Raw genomic sequence first — 22,214 nt, 5'->3', positions numbered from 1 at the left:
TTGCCTGATCCTGCATTTCTCAGGGTAAACAGAACAGCGATCAAAAAAAGCCTGCCAGAGGCGTGCTGCTTGTCAGTCACGCCTCCGCTCAAAGGTGGCCTGAAAAACGGCTGTACCATTACTCAGCGCTACCGCCGATGGCGATGCGCCATTGGCCTTCTCCTGGTTTACGCCTGCCTGGCCGGAAGATCACAACATCAGTCCGTGAAAAATGGCCAACGATGTGAACGTCGCTGCCGGGGCGTTCAGTAAGGTCGTGTCGGAAACAGAGGATGAGGTCATCCCTGGTCATCCCCGGCGTTCTCAACGGCCGGGCACACGAGCAGGATAGTTTCACTGGTGTCTGTTATTGCGTTCGTTCATCTGGACGACTAAGGCTGCTTATCATCCCCGGAAAGGTTCTGTTGCCGTAAGCTGGAATGTTGTCGGACAGGCGATTGAAGAAGAGCCGGCAGGTCAAATCGCGTCAAAAAACATTACGTAAAGTATGGTTTTATGGTGGCGCCGGACAGACATGTAGATAGTCAGCGGAATCAGTTGCGGTTTCCGGCGCGTCAGAGAACCTGAACGAGCTAAAGGTGCGGGCATGTATAAAGTAAAAATAACGGTTTTATCGGTAGAGTTGAAGCCAACGCTAATTGAGCGGTATGGCTATCCGAAAATGGAGAAATGTCCTAAGCATCAAGAGGGCGAGACATTTATTACTGACTTTCGCAAACCCAATGCCCTCTGTGAAGACGCCTGGGGTTGTATGGAAAAGTTCGTGTTTACTCTGGCTCATACCAGCGAGCCATTATTTTGGAACGACTGGTCCAGACAGGGCAAAGCGGTGGTGTGTTGCAATGACGGGTACCGGCCAGTGACATTTTTGCTCGAAACGCTGGATGAAGAGGCCAGGCCGTTTTAGCAATTAAAAGTCACTGTCATATCCCTGTGATATCAGGGGCATGGTCATACAGCGTCTCGTCTTGTGTCAGGGCTCGCCAGATGGGTGCTGCTTCTTACGCTTTGCCTGATGTGCTTGCCAGAGCCTGGCAGAAACGCCCGCCAACGCGCTTTGCTTGCCTGACGTAATGAAGGTATGAGTGCATTTAAAGAACGCCGCAACGTTATCCGTTGCGGCGTTCTGTTATTTTTCCAGCAAGGGCTTCAGGAAGCGCGCGGTATGCGATTTCTCGCAGTTCGCCACGGTTTCTGGCGTACCTGATACCAGAATTTCGCCGCCGCCGCTGCCGCCCTCTGGGCCCAGATCGACAATCCAGTCCGCCGTTTTAATCACGTCAAGATTGTGTTCAATCACCACAATCGTGTTGCCCTGATCGCGCAGCTGGTGCAGAACTTCCAGCAACTGCTGAATATCGGCAAAGTGTAACCCGGTGGTCGGTTCATCCAGGATATACAGCGTCTGGCCGGTACCGCGTTTCGACAATTCACGCGCCAGCTTCACACGCTGGGCTTCACCACCGGAGAGTGTCGTCGCCGACTGGCCCAGACGGATATAGGATAAACCTACATCCATCAGCGTTTGTAGCTTACGCGCCAGCGCCGGAACGGCATCAAAGAACTCGCGGGCTTCTTCAATGGTCATTTCCAGCACTTCGTGAATGCTTTTGCCTTTGTATTTAATCTCCAGCGTTTCACGGTTATAGCGTTTGCCTTTGCACTGATCGCACGGCACATAGATATCCGGCAGAAAGTGCATCTCAACTTTAATGACGCCGTCACCCTGGCAGGCTTCACAGCGTCCGCCACGGACGTTAAAGCTGAAGCGGCCGGGATTGTAACCGCGAGAGCGGGACTCAGGGACACCGGCAAACAGCTCACGTACCGGCGTGAAAATACCGGTATAAGTGGCCGGGTTGGAGCGCGGCGTACGGCCGATAGGGCTTTGGTCGATATCGATAACTTTATCGAAGTGCTCCAGTCCAGCTACGTCGCGGTACGGTGCCGGTTCGGCAGTCGTTGCGCCGTTTAGGGCGCGCTGCGCAATCGGGAACAGCGTATCATTGATGAGCGTCGATTTACCTGAACCGGATACGCCGGTAATACAGGTAAACAGGCCGACAGGCAGGGTTAAGGTGACATCCTTAAGGTTATTACCCCGCGCGCCGGTAATTTTCAACACCTTAGACGGATCGCCTTTCACCCGCTCGGCGGGCACGGCGATTTCGCGTTTCCCACTGAGGAACTGACCGGTCAGGGAGGCCTCTTCAGCCATAATCTGATCGACGGTTCCTTCCGCGACAATCGTACCACCGTGCACTCCGGCGCCAGGGCCGATATCAATAACGTGGTCGGCGGCACGAATCGCATCCTCGTCATGCTCGACCACAATGACGGTGTTACCCAAATCGCGCAGGTGAATCAGCGTACCAAGCAGGCGCTCGTTATCACGCTGATGCAGACCAATGGAGGGTTCATCCAGCACGTACATAACGCCGACCAGGCCGGCACCGATCTGACTGGCCAGGCGAATACGCTGAGCTTCACCGCCGGAGAGCGTTTCAGCAGAGCGCGACATCGACAGATAATTCAGGCCGACGTTGACCAGAAAACTCAGGCGATCGCCAATCTCTTTCAGCACTTTCTCGGCGATTTTAGCCCGCTGGCCACTCAGTTTCAGGTTTTCAAAAAATGACATGGCGTGCCCAATACTCATCTCTGAAATAGTGGGCAACGTCGTGTTTTCAACATACACGTGGCGCGCTTCGCGGCGCAGACGTGTGCCTTCGCAGCTGGCGCAGGCCCGGTTGCTAATAAACTTCGCCAGCTCTTCGCGTACTGCGGAGGATTCCGTCTCTTTATAACGGCGCTCCATATTGTTCAGCACGCCTTCGAACGGATGGCGGCGAATCGAGGTATCACCCCGATCGTTAATATATTTAAACTCAATGTTCTCTTTGCCGGATCCATACAGGATCACGTTGCGAACGTTATCTGGCAGGCTGCTGAATGGCGCTTCAATATCAAACTTAAGGTGTTCAGACAGCGAGCGCAGCATCTGAAAATAGTAAAAATTACGACGATCCCAGCCGCGAATAGCGCCACCGGCCAGCGACAGCTCAGCATTTTGCACCACGCGATCGGGATCGAAATATTGCTGCACGCCCAGACCGTCACAGGTTGGGCAGGCCCCGGCGGGGTTGTTGAACGAGAACAGGCGCGGTTCCAGCTCACTCATGCTGTATCCACAAATCGGACAGGCAAAGTTAGCCGAAAACAGCAGTTCTTCCGCATCAGCATCGTCCATATCAGCAACAATTGCCGTACCGCCAGACAGTTCAAGCGCGGTTTCAAACGACTCGGCAAGGCGCGTCGCCAGATCTTCACGCACTTTGAAGCGATCGATAACGACTTCGATGGTGTGTTTTTTCTGCAGTTCCAGCTTGGGCGGATCGGAAAGATCGCACACCTCGCCGTCAATCCTGGCGCGGATATAGCCCTGCGTCGCCAGATTCTCCAGCGTTTTGGTGTGTTCGCCTTTACGATCTTTCACGACCGGCGCCAGCAGCATCAGGCGGCGGCCCTCAGGCTGCTCGAGCACCTGATCGACCATCTGGCTGACCGTCTGTGCCGCCAGCGGCACGTCGTGGTCCGGACAGCGCGGTTCACCCACGCGGGCAAACAGCAGACGCAAATAGTCGTGAATCTCCGTGATCGTCCCCACCGTGGATCGCGGGTTGTGCGAGGTGGACTTTTGCTCAATGGAGATCGCCGGTGACAGCCCCTCGATATGATCGACGTCCGGTTTCTCCATTAAAGAAAGAAACTGGCGCGCATAGGCAGAGAGCGACTCCACATAGCGGCGCTGACCTTCCGCATACAGCGTATCAAACGCCAGAGAGGACTTACCGGAACCTGACAGGCCCGTCACCACAATGAGTTTGTCGCGAGGAATCGTCAGGTTGATGTTTTTCAAATTATGGGTGCGGGCACCACGAACTTCGATCTTATCCATTCACCTTTCCCGGATTAGCAGCACTCACCGCGCCCTACGACACGGCCAGAAGAAACGCATCATTATGGCACAAAAAATAGACTGAACAAATATCCAGTAGTTTTTTGCCTTTTTAAGACGGATGATAAAAATGGAACACCGCTCTAAAGTGGGAAACCAGGCGCGGGACGTGTTAGAATTGATCGCGTAGACTTACGTAAAAATTCATCGGGAGACAGCAACATGGCCAGTCGTGGCGTTAACAAAGTGATTCTTGTCGGGAATCTGGGTCAGGATCCGGAAGTACGTTACATGCCAAATGGTGGCGCTGTCGCCAACATTACGCTGGCTACCTCGGAAAGCTGGCGCGATAAGCAGACCGGTGAAAACAAAGAAATCACCGAATGGCACCGTGTTGTGCTGTTTGGCAAGCTGGCGGAAGTGGCGGGTGAATACCTGCGTAAAGGCTCTCAGGTCTATATTGAAGGCCAGCTGCGTACCCGTAAATGGCAGGATCAGGGCGGCCAGGAACGTTACACCACCGAAGTCGTGGTTAACGTCGGCGGCACCATGCAAATGCTGGGTGGACGTCAGCAGGGCGGTAACGCGCCAGCAGCAGGCGGCGGCCAGGGCAACAACAACGGTTGGGGCCAGCCTCAGCAACCGCAGCAGGCGAACAACAACCAGTTTAGCGGTGGCGCGCAGTCTCGCCCGCAGCAGCAGCCAAGCGCACCTGCCAGCAACAACAATGAACCACCGATGGATTTCGACGACGACATTCCGTTCTGATTGCAACGTTGCGTCGCTTCTCTACTATATAAAAGCCCCTTACCGGGGCTTTTTGTTTTTCTGCCTTGATTTTGCCGCGGTGACAGCCTGGCTTTTAGCTCAGGTCGTGCAGTGCCTTATCCAGCGGCGGGCTCAGTGAGATGTCCTCAAACGCAACGGCCAGGCCAGCGCGTTCTGGCGTGCAGCACATGACGCCAACGTTAACGCGGCCCGGCGGGAAGGGGCACAAACGCAGCAGCGGCCAGCATTGCCCGTCGGTTGAATACTGCAGTCTCAGGCTGTCGCCTTTGCGCGTCAGCCTCAACCAGAATGCGCGCGCATCGCCGGGAAAGATGCCCGTGGCCCAGTCAGACTGACCAAGCGTCAGGACGCTGCCGATAGCGGGCGCACCATCATTATATTCAATGCCCGCTTTCAACCAGTGCTGCGCATCGCGCATCAGCATCAGTCCGGCCTGATCGTACAGCGTCGTAAAGTCGGCACGAATCTTGACCTGGAAAGTAAAATCCTCCTGCACCGCCCTGGCGAAGATATGCCCGGAAAAGCGTTCAAATCCATACCAGGTTTGGTGCCAGAAATCCGTTTTTTCGTCGGTAACCACGTGCAGGATACCGTTCTGATGCTGCCACCTTGTGGGTTCATTGATCCAGGAAAAAGAGTCGAGCACGGTGCCTCCAGAATAAACCATTAATCACAGCCTTAGCGTTGAGGATAGTCGGCTAAGAAGACGTGTGCCGATCAAACGACGTTGAGCGGACAGGCCTCAGCGCCATTCGGCCAGCAGGGTGGCGGTATCGACAACGCGCGGCACGTTACCGGGCATGCTAAGGGCTGCCCAGACTTCATTATGCTGACCAATTAACTGCTCAGCGTTGGCATAAGTCCTGTCGGCAGTGGTGTGCGCGTCGGCGGCCACGGTGATGCGATACCCTAAGCCTGCTCCGACTTTGAGCGTGGTATCAACACAGTAGTCGGTGGCACAGCCACAAATTACGAAGTCAGTGATAGCTAAGGTGCTCAGCAGCGAAGCCAGGGTTGTCTGCCAGAAACTGTCGCAGGCGGTTTTGGTAACGTAATACGCATTCTGGGGCTGTTCAATTTCGGGTAGCAGTGCAAAAGCATGGCTGCCCTCAATCATGTTCCCTTCGCGATGCTGAATAAACAGTGTAATGTCAGCCTGTCTGATCAGTCGGTTGATCTGCGCCACTCGCCCGGCGCGATCGAAACGCGGCGATTCAAACACGCCATTTTGCATATCAACGACCATGACTACGCGCTGCATAATTGCTCCCGGTGAGTGTGCCTGTGAAGCAGTGTTACCTAATCGACAGAGGATAACAATCTGCAGTTTGGGTGCGGTGCAGAAGACCTTGTTGCAGGAATAAGGAGAGGTGAGGTGGAGGGCATTCCAGCCGTATTTCCCGGTGAAAAAGATCGCGCGCAGTTTAAGCAATCGCCAGACCTGCCAGGTGTGGAGCTTTATCAGGCGCACATCTCTCATTACGCCTTTGAGCCGCATACGCACGAAGCGTTTGGTATAGGCACCATTGAGGCGGGAGCACAACGTTTTCGCTATCGCGGTACGCAGTACATCGCGCCCGCGCATTCGCTGGTGATGATGAATCCCGATGAGCTGCATACCGGTGAATCGGCCTGCGAAGACGGCTGGCGCTATCAGATGATTTATATTCAGCCGCAGTTGATGGACGAACTCAGTGGCGATCGCGGCTGGTGGTTTGATGAGGCGCTCAGAACGGATGTGCGTCTGGCACAACCTTTATCGCAACTCCTCTCGGCGCTGTGGCAGGCCGATACGGCACTGGCACGCGACAGTTTATTATATGAACTGCTGCTGTATATGCGCCCGCTGGCGCGAATGTCCTCACCGCGTAAAGCTGAAGCCCGACACCGTTTCGATGACGTGCGCGACTACCTGCGCGCCAATCTGGCTGAACCGCTCAGACTGGAGACGCTGGCCGCGTTAGCCTCGTTGTCGCCCTGGCACTTTTTACGGGCCTTCCGCGATCGTTTTCACGTTACGCCTCAGCAAATGTTAATGGCTTACCGACTGTATGAGGCCAAACAGAAGCTGGCTCAGGGTGAGGCCATTGCCAGCGTGGCTGCCGCCGTGGGCTTAACGGATCAGGCTCATCTGACGCGTGCGTTTGCCCGTCGTTATGGCATCACGCCGGGCCGCTATCAAAAACAGATAAACTCATAACCACGCAGGCGTTTATGAGGCGACTGCTGGCGCTGATTTGAGTGTGCTGAACAGTGGTCAGCTGGCCTGCTACTGGGGCCTCACTTCGCTCCGCTGATGTGAATCATGCCGCGTTTCCTGTGAGGGAACACAGCCAGCGCTTATCGCTGTTGTTGATGAGGCCTCCCTACGTTTTTGCCATCCTCGCCGGGCCGTTGTGGACATTGGTCTGGACTCAATACGGGCAACCTGTATTCACATTTGTCGCTGTTTTTTTGCCTGTCTTCTGGCCTGTTCTGGACGATGCGATTTAAACCTCAGCCACGCGGTACTGCCATCAACATTCGATAAGCCTTGCCCCTGATAATTGATAATTACCCAGTGTGATATTCACGCTTTTTCGGATTATGCCTGACTCAGGCACGGCAAAATAACGCGGTAATCGCGCTTTTCTCACCCTGTAACTGGCCTTTATCTGTTATATGCGCCGCGCGCTCTGCAAAAAAATGTGATCCCTGTAGGGCGTTACCACGTGCTGCAGGGTGCATTTTGAACAAAAAACAGACAGTTTTGTCCGGGGCACGACAGTCATTCGCCCTAAAAAGAGGAGAATGTGAGCCTGATGTTTAGGCTGGCCGCCAAATTTTATGTGTAACCAGCACGCAGCGTTGCCGTTTGGTTAAGATAAATCCCTATAAAAAACCACCCTTTACTTCAGCAGTGTCTAATTAAATCGCTCGTTCATCCCGCTTCGCTTTTATTTAATGTTTAACGATGGGCATCAATAGTACAGGATATGTGCTATTGGCTGCTGAAAGTGATAAGTATCAATAAACTGTTTATCTGAGATTATTCTGGCCTGTTTTTATCTTTTTATGCTGACAACGATCGCGGCGAGATTGGAAAAAATTCCCAGGGCCAGAGGTGGCTAAAAAAAGCACTTTATAAACCGACTTAACATTACCCTTGCTGAACAAAGAGGCCAGTGGATATTCGATTCTTTTAGGGAGGCTAATGAAAAAAAGAGGGGCGCCAATCTCACCGAAATGAGATTTGGCGTATAAAAGTGGCGTAGATAGAGAGACTTTTGCTGTTGTGAATCAATTTTACCGCAAAAAAGGAAGCGTAACCGCAAATCCATTCATTAATTACGGACTGGGCGAAGCGCACCACCATAAATGTCCTGTTAAATGCTCTTCATCTCTTCTGGTAAGAACAAATCTCAGCGATGTCGCCATTATAAAGCCGTTGTCTCACTATTAGCGGTTATCTGAACCGGCAGGGTAATGATAAACGCTACGGCTAATATCCAGTAAACGGCAGCTGCGCCGGGTTCCTACATCAAAAGTGCTCTGTAAGAAGTTGACCGCCTGACGTTTTTCGTTGGTGGTGAAGAAATTCTTCAATACGCTCTGTAGCATTTCCTTATCCGCGTTCAGCGCTTGCAGTTCGCGTGTCAGAAACTGTACTTTTTCTTCCAGTTCTTTGATTTTTCTGCCTTCTTCCGAGGATAGCCCAGAGAACTTCTTCTTCCAGCTGTAGAAGGTTGCCTCAGAGATGCCCAGCTCTTCACAAATCTCTTTAACCTTAACGCCCGATTCAGAAGCTTTAATGGCATTTGTGATTTGATCTTCGCTATATCGTGACTTTCTCATAAATGCTCTTACCTTTCTTATCAATTAATGGATGAGAATTACTTTATTAACCTTTGGTACTGTATGATTTCATTGAGTGCCGTATTTAAATACGGACGTTAAATTGCGAGGGTTAAATTAAGATATTTAGAATAAATATCATCATGGGATAAATCTTATTTTATTCTTATCGGGATGTCGCGCCTTCCTGGTATGGGGTTTTTGATATAAATTCATCGCATCCCAAAGATAAAAATGACTGTAAATTTGATATTCAAAGCCGCCTGACCTGTTTTATTCAGGGAGGATGGTTTTTGGAAACATTATTGGTTTCAATTTGAAATCGTTTCCAGTAGAGGGTATTCGGTCCAGATATAATCAGAATTCTCCTGAATTCTCCCGATAAAATAAGACTGGATTCTCATTTTTGCGCCGGACTGGCGCGATGTTTATAATTTCGCTATGAAATTTAAGCGCTTATTAATTCGTCCCAGGGATGGGCACCGAAGTGGTAGATGTAGAGTAATACTAAGGAACAGTCGATGAAATTGAGCGTAATGTCTAATGCCGCCTGGATGATGTCTGAAAAGATTATCTCCGTCTTTGGCGTCATTTTCGTGACGTCATATGTGGCAAAATCCTTCGGTCCGACCCTATTTGGTCAGATGGCATTTTCAACGTCATTATTTGCTATGGTGCAAACCATAGCCCTCTTTGGCACTGAAACAATTTTGTTTAAACGTGTCAGCAAAAATGCGGCCAAAGGTTTACGTTTAATGCGCATCGCACGCACGTTGCGCATGGGTTTATTACTTCTCACCTCAGGGCCAGTATTAATTTGGGTTTGGTACAACATGCAGGAGAACTTCCTGGCATTTGCACTGGCCTCTTTTGTTGCGTCTGTTTTTGTCACACAGGACACCTTTAGCGTTTACAACAATGCACGATTGGCTTCAAAGCTGAATACCGTGGCCAATGCGATTGGCATGCTGATGAGTTTTGCCCTGAGCTTTATCATTGCCTGGCTGCGTCTCAATCCATTGTGGCTAACGCTTTCGGTTATCACGGTCACGCTGGTGCCTTACGCCATCAAACGTTACACCTTTTATCAGGCACATCAGGACCAGCTTCCGCCGCGCGAGACGCGAACGCTGTATTTGCGTTACCTGATGTATGCCGGATTGCCTCTGGCGATTTCCAGCATTTTTATCTCTGTCCAGGTAAAAGCCGCGCAGATGTTTTTGGCTGGCATCGCATCGGCCCAGGAGCTTGGCTTGTTTGCCGCAGCCAATACCATCGCCGCCTCGTGGATTTTTATTCCCGTCGCACTCATCACCTCGTGCTTTAGCGAAATTTTTCGCGCGCGCGGTGAGGAAGCGATCAGGCTGACGGCGCGGCTCAATGGCTACGTGATGGCCGTGTCTTTGCTGATGTTGCTGATCGTCGCACTGTTCGGTGAACAGATAATCATCGCGCTGTATGGCCCAGCGTTTACCCAGTCAGGCAATCTCATCACCCTGCTGTCGATAGCGACCAGCTTTTCGGCGCTGGGCACCGTCGCGTATCGCTACATGGTAAAGGAAGGGGGCTTTGATTATTTACTGAAGAAAATCATTTGTCTGGTGATCATCAGTATGCCGCTTTCCTGGTGGCTGATTCAGGGCTATGGCATTACAGGAGCCGCATGGAGCGTTTTTCTATCAGAGCTCCTGTCCCTGACCGTCATGAATTATTTCTTTAAACACGGCGTGATTCAAAAAATCCAGGTTTCCTCACTCAACTACAAAACCTACAAATGAGGTCAAATATGCTCAAGTTAAAACACGAGCTCAGAAGAAGTTTGCAATACTTCATCAAGAAGATGCCCTGGACTTATCAGGACCGGATTTATTATTTCCGTAAGTTCAGAAGGCTCCCCAACCTGCGTGAGCCCAAGGTGTTCAATGAAAAAGTGCTGTATCGCAAGTTCATTCATGGTGACTATCAGCTCTATGCCCGCCTGTCTGACAAGTTTTCGGTGCGTGAGTTTATTGCTGAGAAGATCGGCAATGAATATCTGATACCGCTGCTTCATGACACGACCGATCCCACCACGTTGAACAATCTGACGCGTTGGAAGGGAACGGTGATCAAACCGAATCATGCGTCAAACATGGTCGAGATCGTGCTGGAGGAACCTAACGCACTCCGGAAGCAGCAAATCATTCATAACTGCTACACGTGGTTAAAGACTGACTTCGCCAACGAAGCGCGTGAGATTCACTATCGCTACATCAAGCCACGTATTCTGGTTGAGCAATACATCGGTGATGGCAAAAGTGCCCCGGTTGACTACAAGTTCCACATGTTTAATAAGCGCGATGGCAACTTTGAGTATGTGCTTCAGGTCATTTACAACCGCTGTCAGCCTCAGCTCTCAATGAATTTTTATGTGAACAACCTGAGTGAGGCGTTCCATAAAATTCGCGATACCGGGCTGGACGTTTCGACGGTGATGCCATCGTTACAACAGGCCCTGGCGTTAAGCAAAACGCTGGCCAGCGACTTCGACTATGTCCGTGTTGACTGGTACATCCATGATGAACACATTTATTTTGGCGAGCTGACGTTCACGCCAGGCGCAGGCATGGTGACGGGTCTGGATCGCGGGCTGGATAAGATGATGGGTGAAATGTGGATTCAGGATCGTCGCGGAACGCAGAGGCCGGACGTAGAAATACAGGACGTTGCCATTCCTGTTATGTTGAAGAAAATTTGACGCTACACAGCAATATAAAAAACCCCGCTTTGCGGGGTTTTTTATGGGTTTATCAGGGCATTTGCCAGTTAGCGGGCGCTCGACTCATCACGTCGATAAAGACATCTTTAGAGACGCTAAAGAAATGGTGCACGTTTTCCATACTCAACGTGATGCCCATCAAGCCGGTCACGAACCAGCACGACATCCCAACGCCTACGCTGCCACAGAGAAACGCCATGACGTGATGACTGTCCTGACGGAGACGGGTTTTTAGCGTGCTGGCAAAAAACATCATTATCGCGCTAAGCAATTCCCAGCGCATAACAAGAAAACTGGTGGTTAAAGTCGCCATCAATTTTGACCTCAAAATCGGAGATTACGCCTGACTGTCTGCGAACATCACGTCGGCGGAAAAGTCTGTCAGGTCGGGCTCTTTCGTCGGCAACAAGTGTCATAATGTGATGTGGGTCACACTATATCATCCGATTTCTGATTTTTGTACAAAATTTGTCTGATCTGGCAGCAGAAAAAGAGGGCGCTTACGACAAGGTTGGGGCACTAAATGCGGCGTGCGCCTGGGCAGGCGCACGGAGCGCGTCAGCTAACCGGACAGCATTCTCCCGTTGTCCGCTGGGTAAAGCTGGTCATCGTGTCGCTGCAGTCAAAGCGCATCAAACGCGGACGCTGGATGGCCTGGCGGCGCATCGCGTGGCGATAAGCCGTGGGCGTTTGTGAAAACTGGCGACGAAAAACGCGTGAGAATGTCTGTTGCGAGTCATAGCCATATTGCATCGCAATATCAAACACTGGCCGCTGCGTTTGTCGCAGCGCTTCAGCGGCCAGCGTCAGGCGGCGTTCGCGAATATAGCCACCCAACGTCTGTTTCGTCACGCTACGGAACATACGTTGCAGATGCCATTTCGAATAGCCTGATTTGGCGGCGACTTCGTCAATTGACAGGCTCTTATCCAGGTTTTGGTCAATCCAGTGCGTCAGTGAATGAATGATCTCTTCTTGTATCATGGCCTCATCCTTCTGGTGAATTTCCCCTTAGCGTTCATGCGGAATTGACAGGCTTTCGGCGATAAAACCGGGTCCGCTCGCTGGCGCATGACATCATAAGGGAAGGTGTCGTTCTGATGGGAAAAGAGTATAATTCCTCAAGTTAACTTGAGGTAAAGTGCCAAATGAAAAAAGATCGCAATTACCCAAAACCCGTGCTGACACCGGGCGAAGTGGCGCGCCGAAGCGGCGTCGCCGTTTCTGCACTGCACTTTTATGAAAGCAAAGGGCTGATTTTCAGCACCCGCAATAGCGGAAACCAGCGGCGTTACAGCCGTGATGTGCTGCGACGGGTGGCCATTATTAAAATTGCACAGCGCATTGGTATTCCGCTCGCCAGCGTCAGTGACAGCCTTGAGAACATGCCGGCAGATAAGCGGATGTCTGCTCAGGAATGGGGCAATCTGACGCAGCACTGGCGCGACGAACTGGATAAGCGCATCGAAACGCTGACGCGCCTGCGTAACGATCTGGATGGCTGCATTGGCTGTGGGTGTTTATCAATGCGTGACTGCCCACTGCGCAACCCTGGCGACCTGCTGGGCCAGCAGGGCTCTGGCGCGGTACTGCTCGATCCTGAGCAGGATGGTTCCCTGCATAAGACAAGGTGACGTCTATACTTGCAGCATATTCACTCACAGGGAACCATGATGATCACCGTTCACCATCTTGAACAATCGCGCTCTCACCGGGTGCTGTGGATGCTGGAAGAGCTGGAAGTGCCTTACCAGGTCAAGCGCTACCAGCGCGAACCCACGATGCTGGCGCCGGACGCACTAAAAAAAGTGCATCCGTTAGGGAAGTCGCCCGTGATCACCGATGGCAATCGCGTGGTGGCCGAGTCCGGGGCCATCCTTGAGTATCTGGAAGAAAGATACGACAGCGAAAAGCGGCTGCAGCTCACCGATGAAGAGGCGCAGCTACAGGCGCGTTACTGGCTGCACTACGCAGAAGGTTCACTGATGCCGCTGCTGGTGATGAAGCTGGTTTTTGGCCGCCTTGGCAGCGCGCCGGTGCCGTGGTTGCTTCGCCCCGTGGGCGCGGCGCTGGGCAAAGGCGTTCAGAAAGCCTGGCTGGATAAACAACTCAAATTGCACAAGCAGGTCATTGAAGCTCACCTTTCAACACAGCCGTGGTTCGCGGGTCAGCGCTTCAGCATTGCGGATGTGCAGATGAGTTTCCCTATTCTGGCGCTGAGCCAGCGCGCCGGACTGAAAGATGCCCCCGCTACGCAAAAATGGTTAACGACCGTGCAACAGCGTGCGGCCTGGCAGCGCGCTATTCAACAAGGCGGTGAGATTAACCTTTCTGGCTGATGCACGTTGCCCGATGACGCCGCCCGGCGTCATTCTTGCCTGCCTTCTCGTGATTGACGCCTTATCCTGACGGACAGAATGTTAAATGATGGTATCAAGAGCATTCCTGATGTTATCAACCTGATCTTTATAGTTACCAATCCTCACTCAGCGGTTGAAAAACGGCGGTTAAACGCCGGATAATCTGCCCCCTTTAAACGGGGCAGCGTGACGTCCCGTTCTGTGCGGCGAAGTAAACGTTTGCCTTTTGCCGGCTGCCCGCTGGCGATGACAGGTTTCCAGGGACGTCAGGGCCGTTACCGCACGATCCCACTACAACAATTTTTGAGGCTCAACTATGTCAATTGAATCACGCCCGTCCGGTGGAAAGCTGGATGCCTGGTTCGCCATCTCGGCCCGTGGCAGCAGCGTGCGACAGGAAATTGTCGCCGGGCTGACTACGTTCCTCGCCATGGTTTATTCAGTGATCGTGGTGCCCGGCATGCTCAGTAAGGCGGGATTTTCACCCACGGCGGTGTTCGTTGCGACCTGTCTGGTGGCGAGCGTGGGATCGATCATCATGGGGCTGTGGGCGAATTTACCCATGGCAATTGGCTGTGCTATCTCACTGACGGCGTTTACCGCTTTCAGCCTTGTGCTGGGTCAGCACATTAGCGTACCCGTGGCGCTGGGTGCCGTGTTCCTGATGGGCCTGCTCTTTACCCTGATTTCCACCACCGGGATTCGTGCCTGGATCTTACGCAATCTGCCAATGGGGGTTGCGCACGGAACGGGCGTCGGCATTGGTCTGTTTTTGCTGCTGATTGCGGCAGACAACGTGGGACTGGTCGTCAGAAATCCGGCCTCAGGGTTACCCGTTGCCTTGGGCCAGTTTACGTCGTTCCCCGTCATGATGTCATTGCTGGGGCTGGCCGCCATTTTTGGCCTGGAAAAACGCCGCGTGCCTGGCGGTATTTTACTGACCGTTATCGCGATTTCTGCTCTGGGGCTGGTGTTCGACCCGGCCGTGCGCTGGCAGGGACTGTTTGCCCTGCCCAGCCTGCGTGATGCGCAGGGTGAGTCACAGCTCTTTAGCCTGGACATCATGGGCGCCTTGCAGCCTGCGGTGCTGCCCAGCGTGCTGGCGCTAGTGATGACGGCGGTCTTTGATGCCACCGGCACGATCCGCGCGGTTGCGGGCCAGGCCAATCTGCTGGATAAAGACGGGCAGATCATCAACGGTGGTCGGGCGCTGACCACGGATTCCGTCAGTAGCCTGTTTGCTGGCCTTGTCGGTGCTTCGCCAGCGGCAGTCTACATTGAGTCTGCCGCCGGTACGGCGGCGGGCGGTAAAACCGGCCTGACGGCGATCGTGGTGGGTCTCCTGTTCCTGGTCATTCTGTTCATGTCGCCGATCGCATACCTGGTGCCGGCTTACGCCACCGCGCCAGCGTTGATGTATGTCGGCCTGTTGATGCTGAGCAACGTGGCCAAGATCGATTTCGGTGACTTCGTTGATGCCATGTCCGGCCTGCTCACGGCGGTGATTATCGTTCTGACCTGTAACATCGTTACCGGCATTATGATGGGGTTCGCCACTCTGGTGGTTGGCCGTCTGTTTGCGGGCGAGTGGCGTAAGCTCAACGTGGGCACTGTCGTGATTGCCGCCGCGTTAGTCGCCTTTTATGCCGGAGGCTGGGCGATCTGACTGTCAAACCGGACGTTCAGCGGAGCGTCCGGAATTATCCGCTTTTTGGTCTTTTAAGCACGGCTTGCTTTTCCTGCCCTGGCCAGTTTGTTTTACACTTTTAACTTATAGTTGATTCGAAGATAACAACCGCCTAAGGAAAGCATGGAAATCTTTTTTACTATTTTAATTATGACACTAGTGGTGTCGCTCTCCGGGGTCGCCGCACGTATCTTGCCTTTTCAAATCCCGCTACCGCTGGTGCAGATCGCCGTCGGTGCTCTACTGGCCTGGCCTAACTTCGGCCTGCATGTGGATTTTGATCCGGAACTGTTCCTCGTCTTATTTATTCCGCCGCTGTTATTTGCTGACGGCTGGAAAACGCCGGTTAGCGAGTTTCTGCATTACGGGCGGGAAATTCTTGGCCTGGCGCTGGTGCTGGTGCTGATTACCGTCGTCGGAATTGGCTATCTGATTTACTGGACGGTTCCCGGTATTCCTCTTATCCCTGCTTTCGCCCTGGCGGCAGTGTTATCACCTACCGATGCCGTGGCGCTTTCAGGCATTGTCGGCGAAGGCCGCATTCCTAAGAAAATTATGGGAATACTTCAGGGCGAAGCCTTGATGAACGATGCCTCTGGCCTGGTTTCACTGAAATTTGCCGTCGCGGTGGCGATGGGCACCATGGTGTTTAGTTGGGGCGGTGCCAGCGTCGAATTCCTGAAAGTGGCGGTCGGCGGCTTAATTGCCGGTGTTGCGGTCTGCTGGCTCTACGGTAAGTCACTGCGTGTCCTGAACCGCTGGAGCGGTGGGGACGATGCTGCCACACAGATCGTCCTGCTGCTGCTGCTGCCGTTTGCCTCTTATCTGATTGCAGAACACCTGGGCGTTTCCGGCATTTTAGCCGCCGTCGCGGCCGGGATGACCATCACGCGCTCCGGTATTATCCGTCAGGCCCCGCTGACCATGCGACTGCGCGCCAATAGCGTCTGGCACATGCTGGAGTTTGTGTTTAACGGCATGGTGTTCCTGATGCTGGGCCTGCAATTGCCCTCTATCCTGGAAAATTCCATTCAACAGGCGAACGCGGATCCCAACGTGGATATCTGGATGATCTTTGCAGATATCGCATTGGTCTATGCGGCGTTAATGGTGGTGCGTTTCGGCTGGCTGTGGATCATGCAGCGTTTCAGCAAGCGCCTGTTAAAAAACAAGCCGTTAGTTTTCTCTAGCTATTCTTTGCGCGAACTGCTAATTGCCTCTTTTGCGGGCGTGCGCGGGGCCATCACCCTGGCGGGTGTCCTGTCGATTCCCCTGTTCCTGAGCAACGGCAATCCTTTCCCGGCGCGCTATGAGCTGGTGTTTATCGCAACCGGCGTGATTCTGTTCTCGTTACTGGTTGGCGTCATTGTTCTGCCGGTGCTGCTGCGCGGCGTCGAGACGATGGATAAGAGTGCCCATCGGCACGAACTTCAGCATGCAAGAGCGGTGATGGCCGGTGTGGCTATCGAGAGTCTGCAAAAGATGGAGGCACGGCTCGAAAAGGAAACCGACGAAAATATCGATCCTGAGCTGCTGAAAGAGGTCAGCCTGCGTGTCATCGGCAACCTGCGTCGCCGTGCGGAGGGGAAAAACGACCTCGAGCACGCGCTGTTTGCCGAGAACCTGGAACGTCGCTTCCGTTTGAACGCACTGCGTGCCGAACGTGCTGAAGTGTATCACCTGCGTGCCACCCAGCAGATATCCAACGAAACGATGCAAAAATTGTTGCACGATCTGGACCTGCTGGAAGCGCTTCTGATCGAGAAAGAAGAGTAAACTCCCTGTTGCGCCGCGCCCGCCCGGTCACCTGCGTTCTGCGACGGCCGGGCGGGCTGCCGCACTAGACGGAGAGGCGCGGTGCCTGATCGGGCCAGTGTTCGCGGCAACACGCAATCCACGCCTGCGCGCTGCGTGACAGATAGCTGCCTTCCCGCCAGATCAGCCCCAGATGCCACTGAAGCTCGGATTCCAGCGGCAGCCACAGTAACGACTGTTTATCTAACCGCTGGCATATCGGCTCCGGCAAAATTGCCAGCCCCATCCCGGCCTGCACCATGGCGGCCAGAAAATCCCACTGCCCGCTACGCACGGCAATGGTAGGGGTTATCTCCTGACGCTGAAAAGCTTTCATCAACTGGCGGTTCAGCGAAAACTCTTCATTAAAGATCAGCAAAGGATGCGGAGCCAAATCGCGCAGGCTGAGCTGGGTGCGTTGCAGCCAGGGTTCCTGACGGGGCAGTAAGACACATAACGGATGCTGCATCAGCGATAACGTTTCCAGGGGTAATTCGGCATCGACCGGGAGCGCCGTCAGGGCAATATCCAGCGTGCCTGCCAGCACCGCCTCCTGAACCGTTAAGCCGCCAAACTCAGCAATGCTGAGTTCCACGCCCGGATACCGGCGACGAAACGCCGAAACCGATCCGGCGATCTGCATGCCGACCATTGGGGGAATACCGAGCCGCAGCTTGCCGGTTTTCAACTGATTGATATCGCCTATCTCTGCCTCAAGCTGATGGAACTCCTGCAAAATAGCCAGTCCGCGTTGATAAACGGCTTGTCCGCTGTCCGTGAGATGTAGGCGACGTCCATCGCGAAGCAGTAGCGCGCAGTCCAGCTCCTCTTCCAGCTGACGCACCATTTTGCTGATCGTCGGCTGCGTCACAAACAGCTTTTGCGCGGCCCGGGTAAAACTCTGCTGACGTACCACTTCGGTAAAGTAACGCAACGCACGCACGTCCATAACTATTCCTTTCTGGCATGATTTTAATAATTTTAATTCATTTTTTTCACAGTACCTCGTGATTCTATACTGAGCGCATTAACGACATGGGAGAAAAATGATGGCACTGGCATTGCGGCACCTTAACCTCGACAGGCTGCAACGGCTCAGCTTACCGCTACAGCTGGCGCTGTTTATCTCGGTATTCGTCGCCAGCGAGCAGCTGGTGAACTGGCTGCACCTGGCGCTGCCGGCCAACATTGTCGGCATGCTGCTGATGTTAATGCTGATTGCGCTACGCGTTTTACCGCTGCGCTGGGTGAAAGTCGGTGCCAGCTGGCTGCTGGCAGAGATGCTGCTGTTTTTTACCCCGGCAGTGGTGGCGGTGGTGAATTACGCTGATCTGTTACAGATTGATGGCTGGCGGATTTTTGTGGTGATTGCGGTCAGTACGCTACTGGTGCTGGCAACGACCGCCCTGGTGGTGGATCGCCTGTACCGCTTCGAGGTCGCGCGGGCCGCGCGTAAGCAGGGCGGCGACGATGCGTAATCTGTTTATCAGCCTGCTGTGTGCGGCCGTCACGCTAATGATTTATTACCTGAATAAACGGCTGTATCGCCGCTGGCCAACACTGTTACTGATGCCGCTGATCATGACCCCGCTCATTCTGGTGGCGCTGCTGCTGCTGACCCATATCAGCTGGCAAAACTATATTGCGGAAAGCCACTGGCTACTGTGGCTGTTGGGCCCCGCGACGTTGGCCTTTGCGGTGCCGGTCTATGAAAATCTGGCGGTGATTAAACGCCACTGGTTATCGCTGAGTGCCGGTGTGTTAACCGCCACAACAGTCTCGGTATGCAGTTCCGTCTGGCTGGCGCGCTTACTGAATTTACCGGAAACTATTCAGCGAAGTCTGGCCGTGCGCTCCATTACTACGCCCTTTGCGCTGGCGGCGGCCAAACCCATGGGTGCGCAGCCCGATCTGGTGGCACTGTTTGTGGTTGTGACAGGCGTATTTGGCATGGCGGTAGGGGATGTGCTGTTCCTGCGCATCGCCATCAAACAGGGCGTGGCGAAAGGGGCCGGATTCGGTGCCGCTTCGCACGGTGCCGGTACGGCACGCGCTTATCAACTGGGGCAGCAGGAAGGCGTGGTATCTAGCCTGGTGATGATGCTGTCTGGTGTAGTAACCGTCATACTGGCGCCGTTCATCGGGCACCTGATGTGGGCACACTGAGCCGGGTGATGACAGGCCTGAATGCGCCTGTCATCCGCTCTTTTCCGCTTAACTTACAGCGCGTTGTCCGTTTTGGCACAAAATGACATCTCTTTTTACGTAAAGCTTTCCAAATTTAGTTGTCACCTCGTTTCAGACTGCTACCCTTGATGCGGAATTATTTGACCCATCATGGAGAGAATCATGTTTAAGCAACTTGTTACCGGAAGCGCTCTGAGCTTCATTATGCTGAGCGGCGCCGCGCAGGCCATCGAGGGCAGCGTCGATGTTGGCGAGCACAGCACCAACCTGAATGTCGGTTTGGGCACGACCTCACCAGGCCTGTTCCTGAACGGCAACTGGTTGCGTAGCGATCATGACGGCAGCACTTACGGCGCTGGCCTGGGCTACAACGTCGATTTCGGCGATCTGCGACTGGCGCCAACCGCAAAGGCGATTTTTACCCATCCTGAAGACGGGAAAGACGGATTTGCGGTGGCGCTGGGCGGCAGCGCGCAGTACAACTTCAACAGCATGTGGGGCCTGTACGGCCAGTATTATTATGCGCCGGAAGGCCTTACCGATCATCTTGACAGCTACCAGGAAGCGAGCGGCGGTGTGAGCTTTACGCCAGTCTCTCTGCTTAACCTGCGCGTGGGTTATCAGTATATCGAGCTGAATAATAAAGGCGGTCGTAAAGACAACGTCCTGGTCGATGGTCCATACGTGGGTGCATCACTGCGCTTCTGATAGTGGCCTGAGAAAAAGGGCAGGGACCTCGCGGACCCTGCCCTTTTTTTATGCCCGGGAAAAGGGATTAGTGCGCTTTGCCTTGCTCAATACCGGCACCGGTCTGGGAGCGAATAAACTGTGCCCGGAAACGTGAGCGCTCTTCTGCGCCCTGTTGCGAATGATCGGTAACCGAAAACAGCCAGGTGCCCACAAAGGCGATAGTAATAGAGAACAGGGCCGGATATTCATACGGATAGATTGGCGAAGCATGGCCCAACACCTGAACCCAGACGGTAGGGCCAAGAATCATCAGCACCACGGCGGTGATCAGCCCTAACCAGCCGCCGACCATCGCGCCGCGGGTGGTGAGTTTAGACCAGTACATGGAAAGCAGGATAATCGGAAAGTTACAGCTGGCCGCAATAGAGAACGCCAGGCCGACCATAAACGCGATGTTCTGTTTTTCAAACAGAATACCCAAGGCGATCGCCACAACACCGAGCACCAGCACCGTAATTTTCGACACCCGCAGCTCGTCGCGCTCGCTGGCCTGGCCCTTACGGTAAACGCTGGCATACAAATCGTGAGAGACCGCCGAAGCGCCCGCCAGCGTCAAGCCAGCCACCACGGCCAGAATCGTGGCGAATGCCACGGCTGAAATAAAGCCCAGGAAGGTGCTGCCGCCAACCGCATTCGCCAGGTGTACCGCCGCCATATTGGTGCCGCCGATTAACGCGCCGGAGGCATCTTTAAAGGCCGGGTTGGCTCCGACCAGCAGTATGGCGCCGAAACCGATAATAAAGGTCAGAAAGTAGAAGTACCCCATAAAACCGGTGGCCCAAAATACGCTTTTACGTGCCTCTTTGGCGTCGGCAACGGTAAAGAAGCGCATCAGAATATGCGGCAATCCCGCCGTACCAAACATCAGCCCCAGCCCCAGCGACAGGGCAGAAATGGGATCTTTAACCAGCCCGCCAGGCTGCATAATGGCCGCGCCTTTCGGGTGGACAGCCATCGCTTCGGTGAACAGCGTATTAAAGCTAAAACCGGTGCTTTTCATTACCATAATGGCCATGAATGAGGCACCAAACAGCAACAGAACGGCTTTGATGATCTGAACCCAGGTCGTCGCCAGCATGCCGCCGAACAGCACGTACATCACCATCAGGATCCCAACCAGGATGACGGCGATGTGATAATTGAGGCCGAACAGAAGCTGGATCAGTTTACCTGCCCCAACCATCTGAGCAATCAGATAGAGCGCAACCACCACCAGTGAACCGCAGGCTGACAGGGTGCGTATGGGTTTTTGCTTCAGGCGATACGAGGCAACATCGGCAAAGGTATAGCGTCCCAGATTACGCAGCCGTTCTGCAATCAGAAACAGAATCATCGGCCAGCCGACCAGAAAGCCCAGCGAATAGATTAAGCCGTCATAGCCCGAGGTATACACCAGCGCCGAAATACCCAGAAAAGAGGCGGCGGACATAAAGTCGCCTGCCATGGCCAGCCCATTCTGAAAGCCGGTGATATTTCCGCCTGCGGTGTAGTAATCGCTACGCGAACGCGTTCGCTTCGACGCCCAGTAAGTGATACTCAACGTGGCGCCGACGAAAATCACAAACATGACGATCGCCTGATAGTTAACAGCCTGTTTCTGTACCGCGCCCGTAATGGCATCGGCGGCCAGAGCAGAAAACGGCAGCAGCGCTGCCAGCATCCACAGCATAAGACGGATCATGGTTTTACCTCGCTGAGGATAGCCTTCGTCAGACGATCAAACTCGCCGTTTGCGCGCCAGACGTACACGCCGGTCAGGACAAAGGAGATGACGATCAGCCCTACGCCGAGCGGAATGCCGCGTGTCACATTGGTGCCGGCATGAAGAGGCGTGCCCAGCCAGCCAGGGGCAAAAGCAATAAGCAGAATAAAGCCGACATACAGCACCAGCATAATTAACGACAGCAGCAGGGCAAAAGACTGGCGCTTGTGTACCAATTCCTGAAAGCGAGGATTACGTTCAATTTGTTGGTAGATCCTTTCCTGTTCGGGCAGGGCATCATTCATCACATTATCTCCAGAAGCATGCAGGCGTGGACCTCACGCAAAAGCGTGAATGAGTTATATTTTTGTGACTACAGAAACACACTACGTAGG

General features: G+C 53.6%; 21 protein-coding genes. 12 read left to right on the top strand and 9 right to left on the bottom strand.

The features are described from left to right. Nucleotides 1-586 precede the first annotated feature (586 nt). Complete coding sequence (locus NXS97_RS11835) at nucleotides 587-907, top strand: TIGR04076 family protein (protein ID WP_042676480.1); 321 nt, start codon at nucleotides 587-589, stop codon at nucleotides 905-907. Nucleotides 908-1,129: 222 nt separating this feature from the next. Here NXS97_RS11835 and uvrA read toward each other — a convergent pair whose 3' ends face one another. Further along, nucleotides 1,130-3,958, bottom strand: a complete 2,829-nt coding sequence (uvrA, locus tag NXS97_RS11830) for an excinuclease ABC subunit UvrA (protein WP_116219971.1) — start codon at nucleotides 3,956-3,958, stop codon at nucleotides 1,130-1,132. A gap of 222 nt (nucleotides 3,959-4,180) precedes the next feature. Between uvrA and ssb1 the strand changes: the two genes are divergently transcribed. Next, on the top strand, nucleotides 4,181-4,726 hold the full coding sequence (gene ssb1 / locus NXS97_RS11825; protein WP_013024173.1) for a single-stranded DNA-binding protein SSB1: 546 nt from the start codon (nucleotides 4,181-4,183) through the stop codon (nucleotides 4,724-4,726). A gap of 94 nt (nucleotides 4,727-4,820) precedes the next feature. Here ssb1 and NXS97_RS11820 read toward each other — a convergent pair whose 3' ends face one another. Continuing rightward, on the bottom strand, nucleotides 4,821-5,393 hold the full coding sequence (locus NXS97_RS11820) for a DUF1349 domain-containing protein (RefSeq protein WP_015701261.1): 573 nt from the start codon (nucleotides 5,391-5,393) through the stop codon (nucleotides 4,821-4,823). Nucleotides 5,394-5,489: 96 nt separating this feature from the next. Further along, nucleotides 5,490-6,008 (bottom strand): isochorismatase family protein, encoded by a 519-nt coding sequence (locus NXS97_RS11815; RefSeq protein WP_015701260.1) that lies wholly within the window; start codon nucleotides 6,006-6,008, stop codon nucleotides 5,490-5,492. 114 nt (nucleotides 6,009-6,122) lie between these two features. Between NXS97_RS11815 and NXS97_RS11810 the strand changes: the two genes are divergently transcribed. Next, a complete protein-coding gene (locus NXS97_RS11810; protein ID WP_116219972.1) occupies nucleotides 6,123-6,947 on the top strand; it encodes an AraC family transcriptional regulator in 825 nt (274 codons plus the stop codon). 1,238 nt (nucleotides 6,948-8,185) lie between these two features. On the opposite strand, the gene NXS97_RS11805 is transcribed toward NXS97_RS11810, so the two are convergent. Then, nucleotides 8,186-8,581, bottom strand: coding sequence for a transposase (locus NXS97_RS11805; RefSeq protein ID WP_014606933.1), 396 nt, complete (start codon nucleotides 8,579-8,581; stop codon nucleotides 8,186-8,188). Nucleotides 8,582-9,102: 521 nt separating this feature from the next. Here NXS97_RS11805 and NXS97_RS11800 point away from each other — a divergent pair. Beyond that, the gene (locus NXS97_RS11800; RefSeq protein ID WP_013024178.1) at nucleotides 9,103-10,359 is read left to right on the top strand and encodes a polysaccharide biosynthesis C-terminal domain-containing protein; all 1,257 of its coding nucleotides are present in this window, start codon (nucleotides 9,103-9,105) and stop codon (nucleotides 10,357-10,359) included. An 8-nt stretch (nucleotides 10,360-10,367) separates the two neighbouring features. Continuing rightward, nucleotides 10,368-11,318 (top strand): ATP-grasp fold amidoligase family protein, encoded by a 951-nt coding sequence (locus tag NXS97_RS11795; RefSeq protein ID WP_022622123.1) that lies wholly within the window; start codon nucleotides 10,368-10,370, stop codon nucleotides 11,316-11,318. A 52-nt stretch (nucleotides 11,319-11,370) separates the two neighbouring features. Here NXS97_RS11795 and NXS97_RS11790 read toward each other — a convergent pair whose 3' ends face one another. Both NXS97_RS11790 and soxS read right to left on the bottom strand, forming a co-directional pair. Next, complete coding sequence (locus NXS97_RS11790) at nucleotides 11,371-11,652, bottom strand: YjcB family protein (protein WP_014606931.1); 282 nt, start codon at nucleotides 11,650-11,652, stop codon at nucleotides 11,371-11,373. Nucleotides 11,653-11,897: 245 nt separating this feature from the next. Beyond that, on the bottom strand, nucleotides 11,898-12,323 hold the full coding sequence (gene soxS / locus NXS97_RS11785) for a superoxide response transcriptional regulator SoxS (RefSeq protein ID WP_013024181.1): 426 nt from the start codon (nucleotides 12,321-12,323) through the stop codon (nucleotides 11,898-11,900). Nucleotides 12,324-12,487: 164 nt separating this feature from the next. Here soxS and soxR point away from each other — a divergent pair, with 164 nt between their 5' ends. From soxR to NXS97_RS11765, 4 genes are all read left to right on the top strand, one after another. Further along, nucleotides 12,488-12,973: a redox-sensitive transcriptional activator SoxR gene (soxR, locus tag NXS97_RS11780; protein ID WP_013024182.1), complete on the top strand. Its 486-nt coding sequence runs from the start codon at nucleotides 12,488-12,490 to the stop codon at nucleotides 12,971-12,973. A gap of 39 nt (nucleotides 12,974-13,012) precedes the next feature. After that, nucleotides 13,013-13,678: a glutathione S-transferase family protein gene (locus tag NXS97_RS11775; RefSeq protein WP_026020990.1), complete on the top strand. Its 666-nt coding sequence runs from the start codon at nucleotides 13,013-13,015 to the stop codon at nucleotides 13,676-13,678. A 337-nt stretch (nucleotides 13,679-14,015) separates the two neighbouring features. After that, nucleotides 14,016-15,365, top strand: coding sequence for an NCS2 family permease (locus NXS97_RS11770; RefSeq protein ID WP_013024184.1), 1,350 nt, complete (start codon nucleotides 14,016-14,018; stop codon nucleotides 15,363-15,365). 144 nt (nucleotides 15,366-15,509) lie between these two features. Beyond that, the gene (locus NXS97_RS11765; RefSeq protein ID WP_013024185.1) at nucleotides 15,510-17,162 is read left to right on the top strand and encodes a Na+/H+ antiporter; all 1,653 of its coding nucleotides are present in this window, start codon (nucleotides 15,510-15,512) and stop codon (nucleotides 17,160-17,162) included. A gap of 64 nt (nucleotides 17,163-17,226) precedes the next feature. Here NXS97_RS11765 and NXS97_RS11760 read toward each other — a convergent pair whose 3' ends face one another. Then, a complete protein-coding gene (locus tag NXS97_RS11760) occupies nucleotides 17,227-18,129 on the bottom strand; it encodes a LysR family transcriptional regulator (protein ID WP_013024186.1) in 903 nt (300 codons plus the stop codon). Nucleotides 18,130-18,226: 97 nt separating this feature from the next. Between NXS97_RS11760 and NXS97_RS11755 the strand changes: the two genes are divergently transcribed. The 3 genes from NXS97_RS11755 (at nucleotide 18,227) to NXS97_RS11745 (ending at nucleotide 20,075) form a co-directional block, all read left to right on the top strand. Beyond that, nucleotides 18,227-18,658, top strand: a complete 432-nt coding sequence (locus NXS97_RS11755; RefSeq protein ID WP_116219973.1) for a CidA/LrgA family protein — start codon at nucleotides 18,227-18,229, stop codon at nucleotides 18,656-18,658. Next, nucleotides 18,651-19,346, top strand: a complete 696-nt coding sequence (locus tag NXS97_RS11750) for an LrgB family protein (RefSeq protein ID WP_105077040.1) — start codon at nucleotides 18,651-18,653, stop codon at nucleotides 19,344-19,346. The genes NXS97_RS11755 and NXS97_RS11750 overlap by 8 nt, the downstream gene beginning before the upstream one ends. 183 nt (nucleotides 19,347-19,529) lie before the next feature. After that, entirely contained in the window at nucleotides 19,530-20,075 is a 546-nt protein-coding gene (locus NXS97_RS11745) for a YfaZ family outer membrane protein (protein ID WP_014606929.1), read from the top strand. A 67-nt stretch (nucleotides 20,076-20,142) separates the two neighbouring features. On the opposite strand, the gene actP is transcribed toward NXS97_RS11745, so the two are convergent. Next, a complete protein-coding gene (actP, locus tag NXS97_RS11740; protein ID WP_013024190.1) occupies nucleotides 20,143-21,798 on the bottom strand; it encodes a cation/acetate symporter ActP in 1,656 nt (551 codons plus the stop codon). Beyond that, nucleotides 21,795-22,124: a DUF485 domain-containing protein gene (locus NXS97_RS11735; RefSeq protein ID WP_014606928.1), complete on the bottom strand. Its 330-nt coding sequence runs from the start codon at nucleotides 22,122-22,124 to the stop codon at nucleotides 21,795-21,797. Before NXS97_RS11735 ends, actP begins: the two co-directional genes overlap by 4 nt. Between the last annotated feature and the right edge of the window lie 90 nt (nucleotides 22,125-22,214).

Source organism: Pantoea sp. B623, assembly GCF_024814475.1.
Classification (GTDB): Bacteria; Pseudomonadota; Gammaproteobacteria; order Enterobacterales; family Enterobacteriaceae; genus Pantoea; species Pantoea ananatis.
The sequence above is the reverse complement of the archived record's forward strand: the minus strand, read 5'-3'. Positions and strand labels throughout refer to the sequence as shown.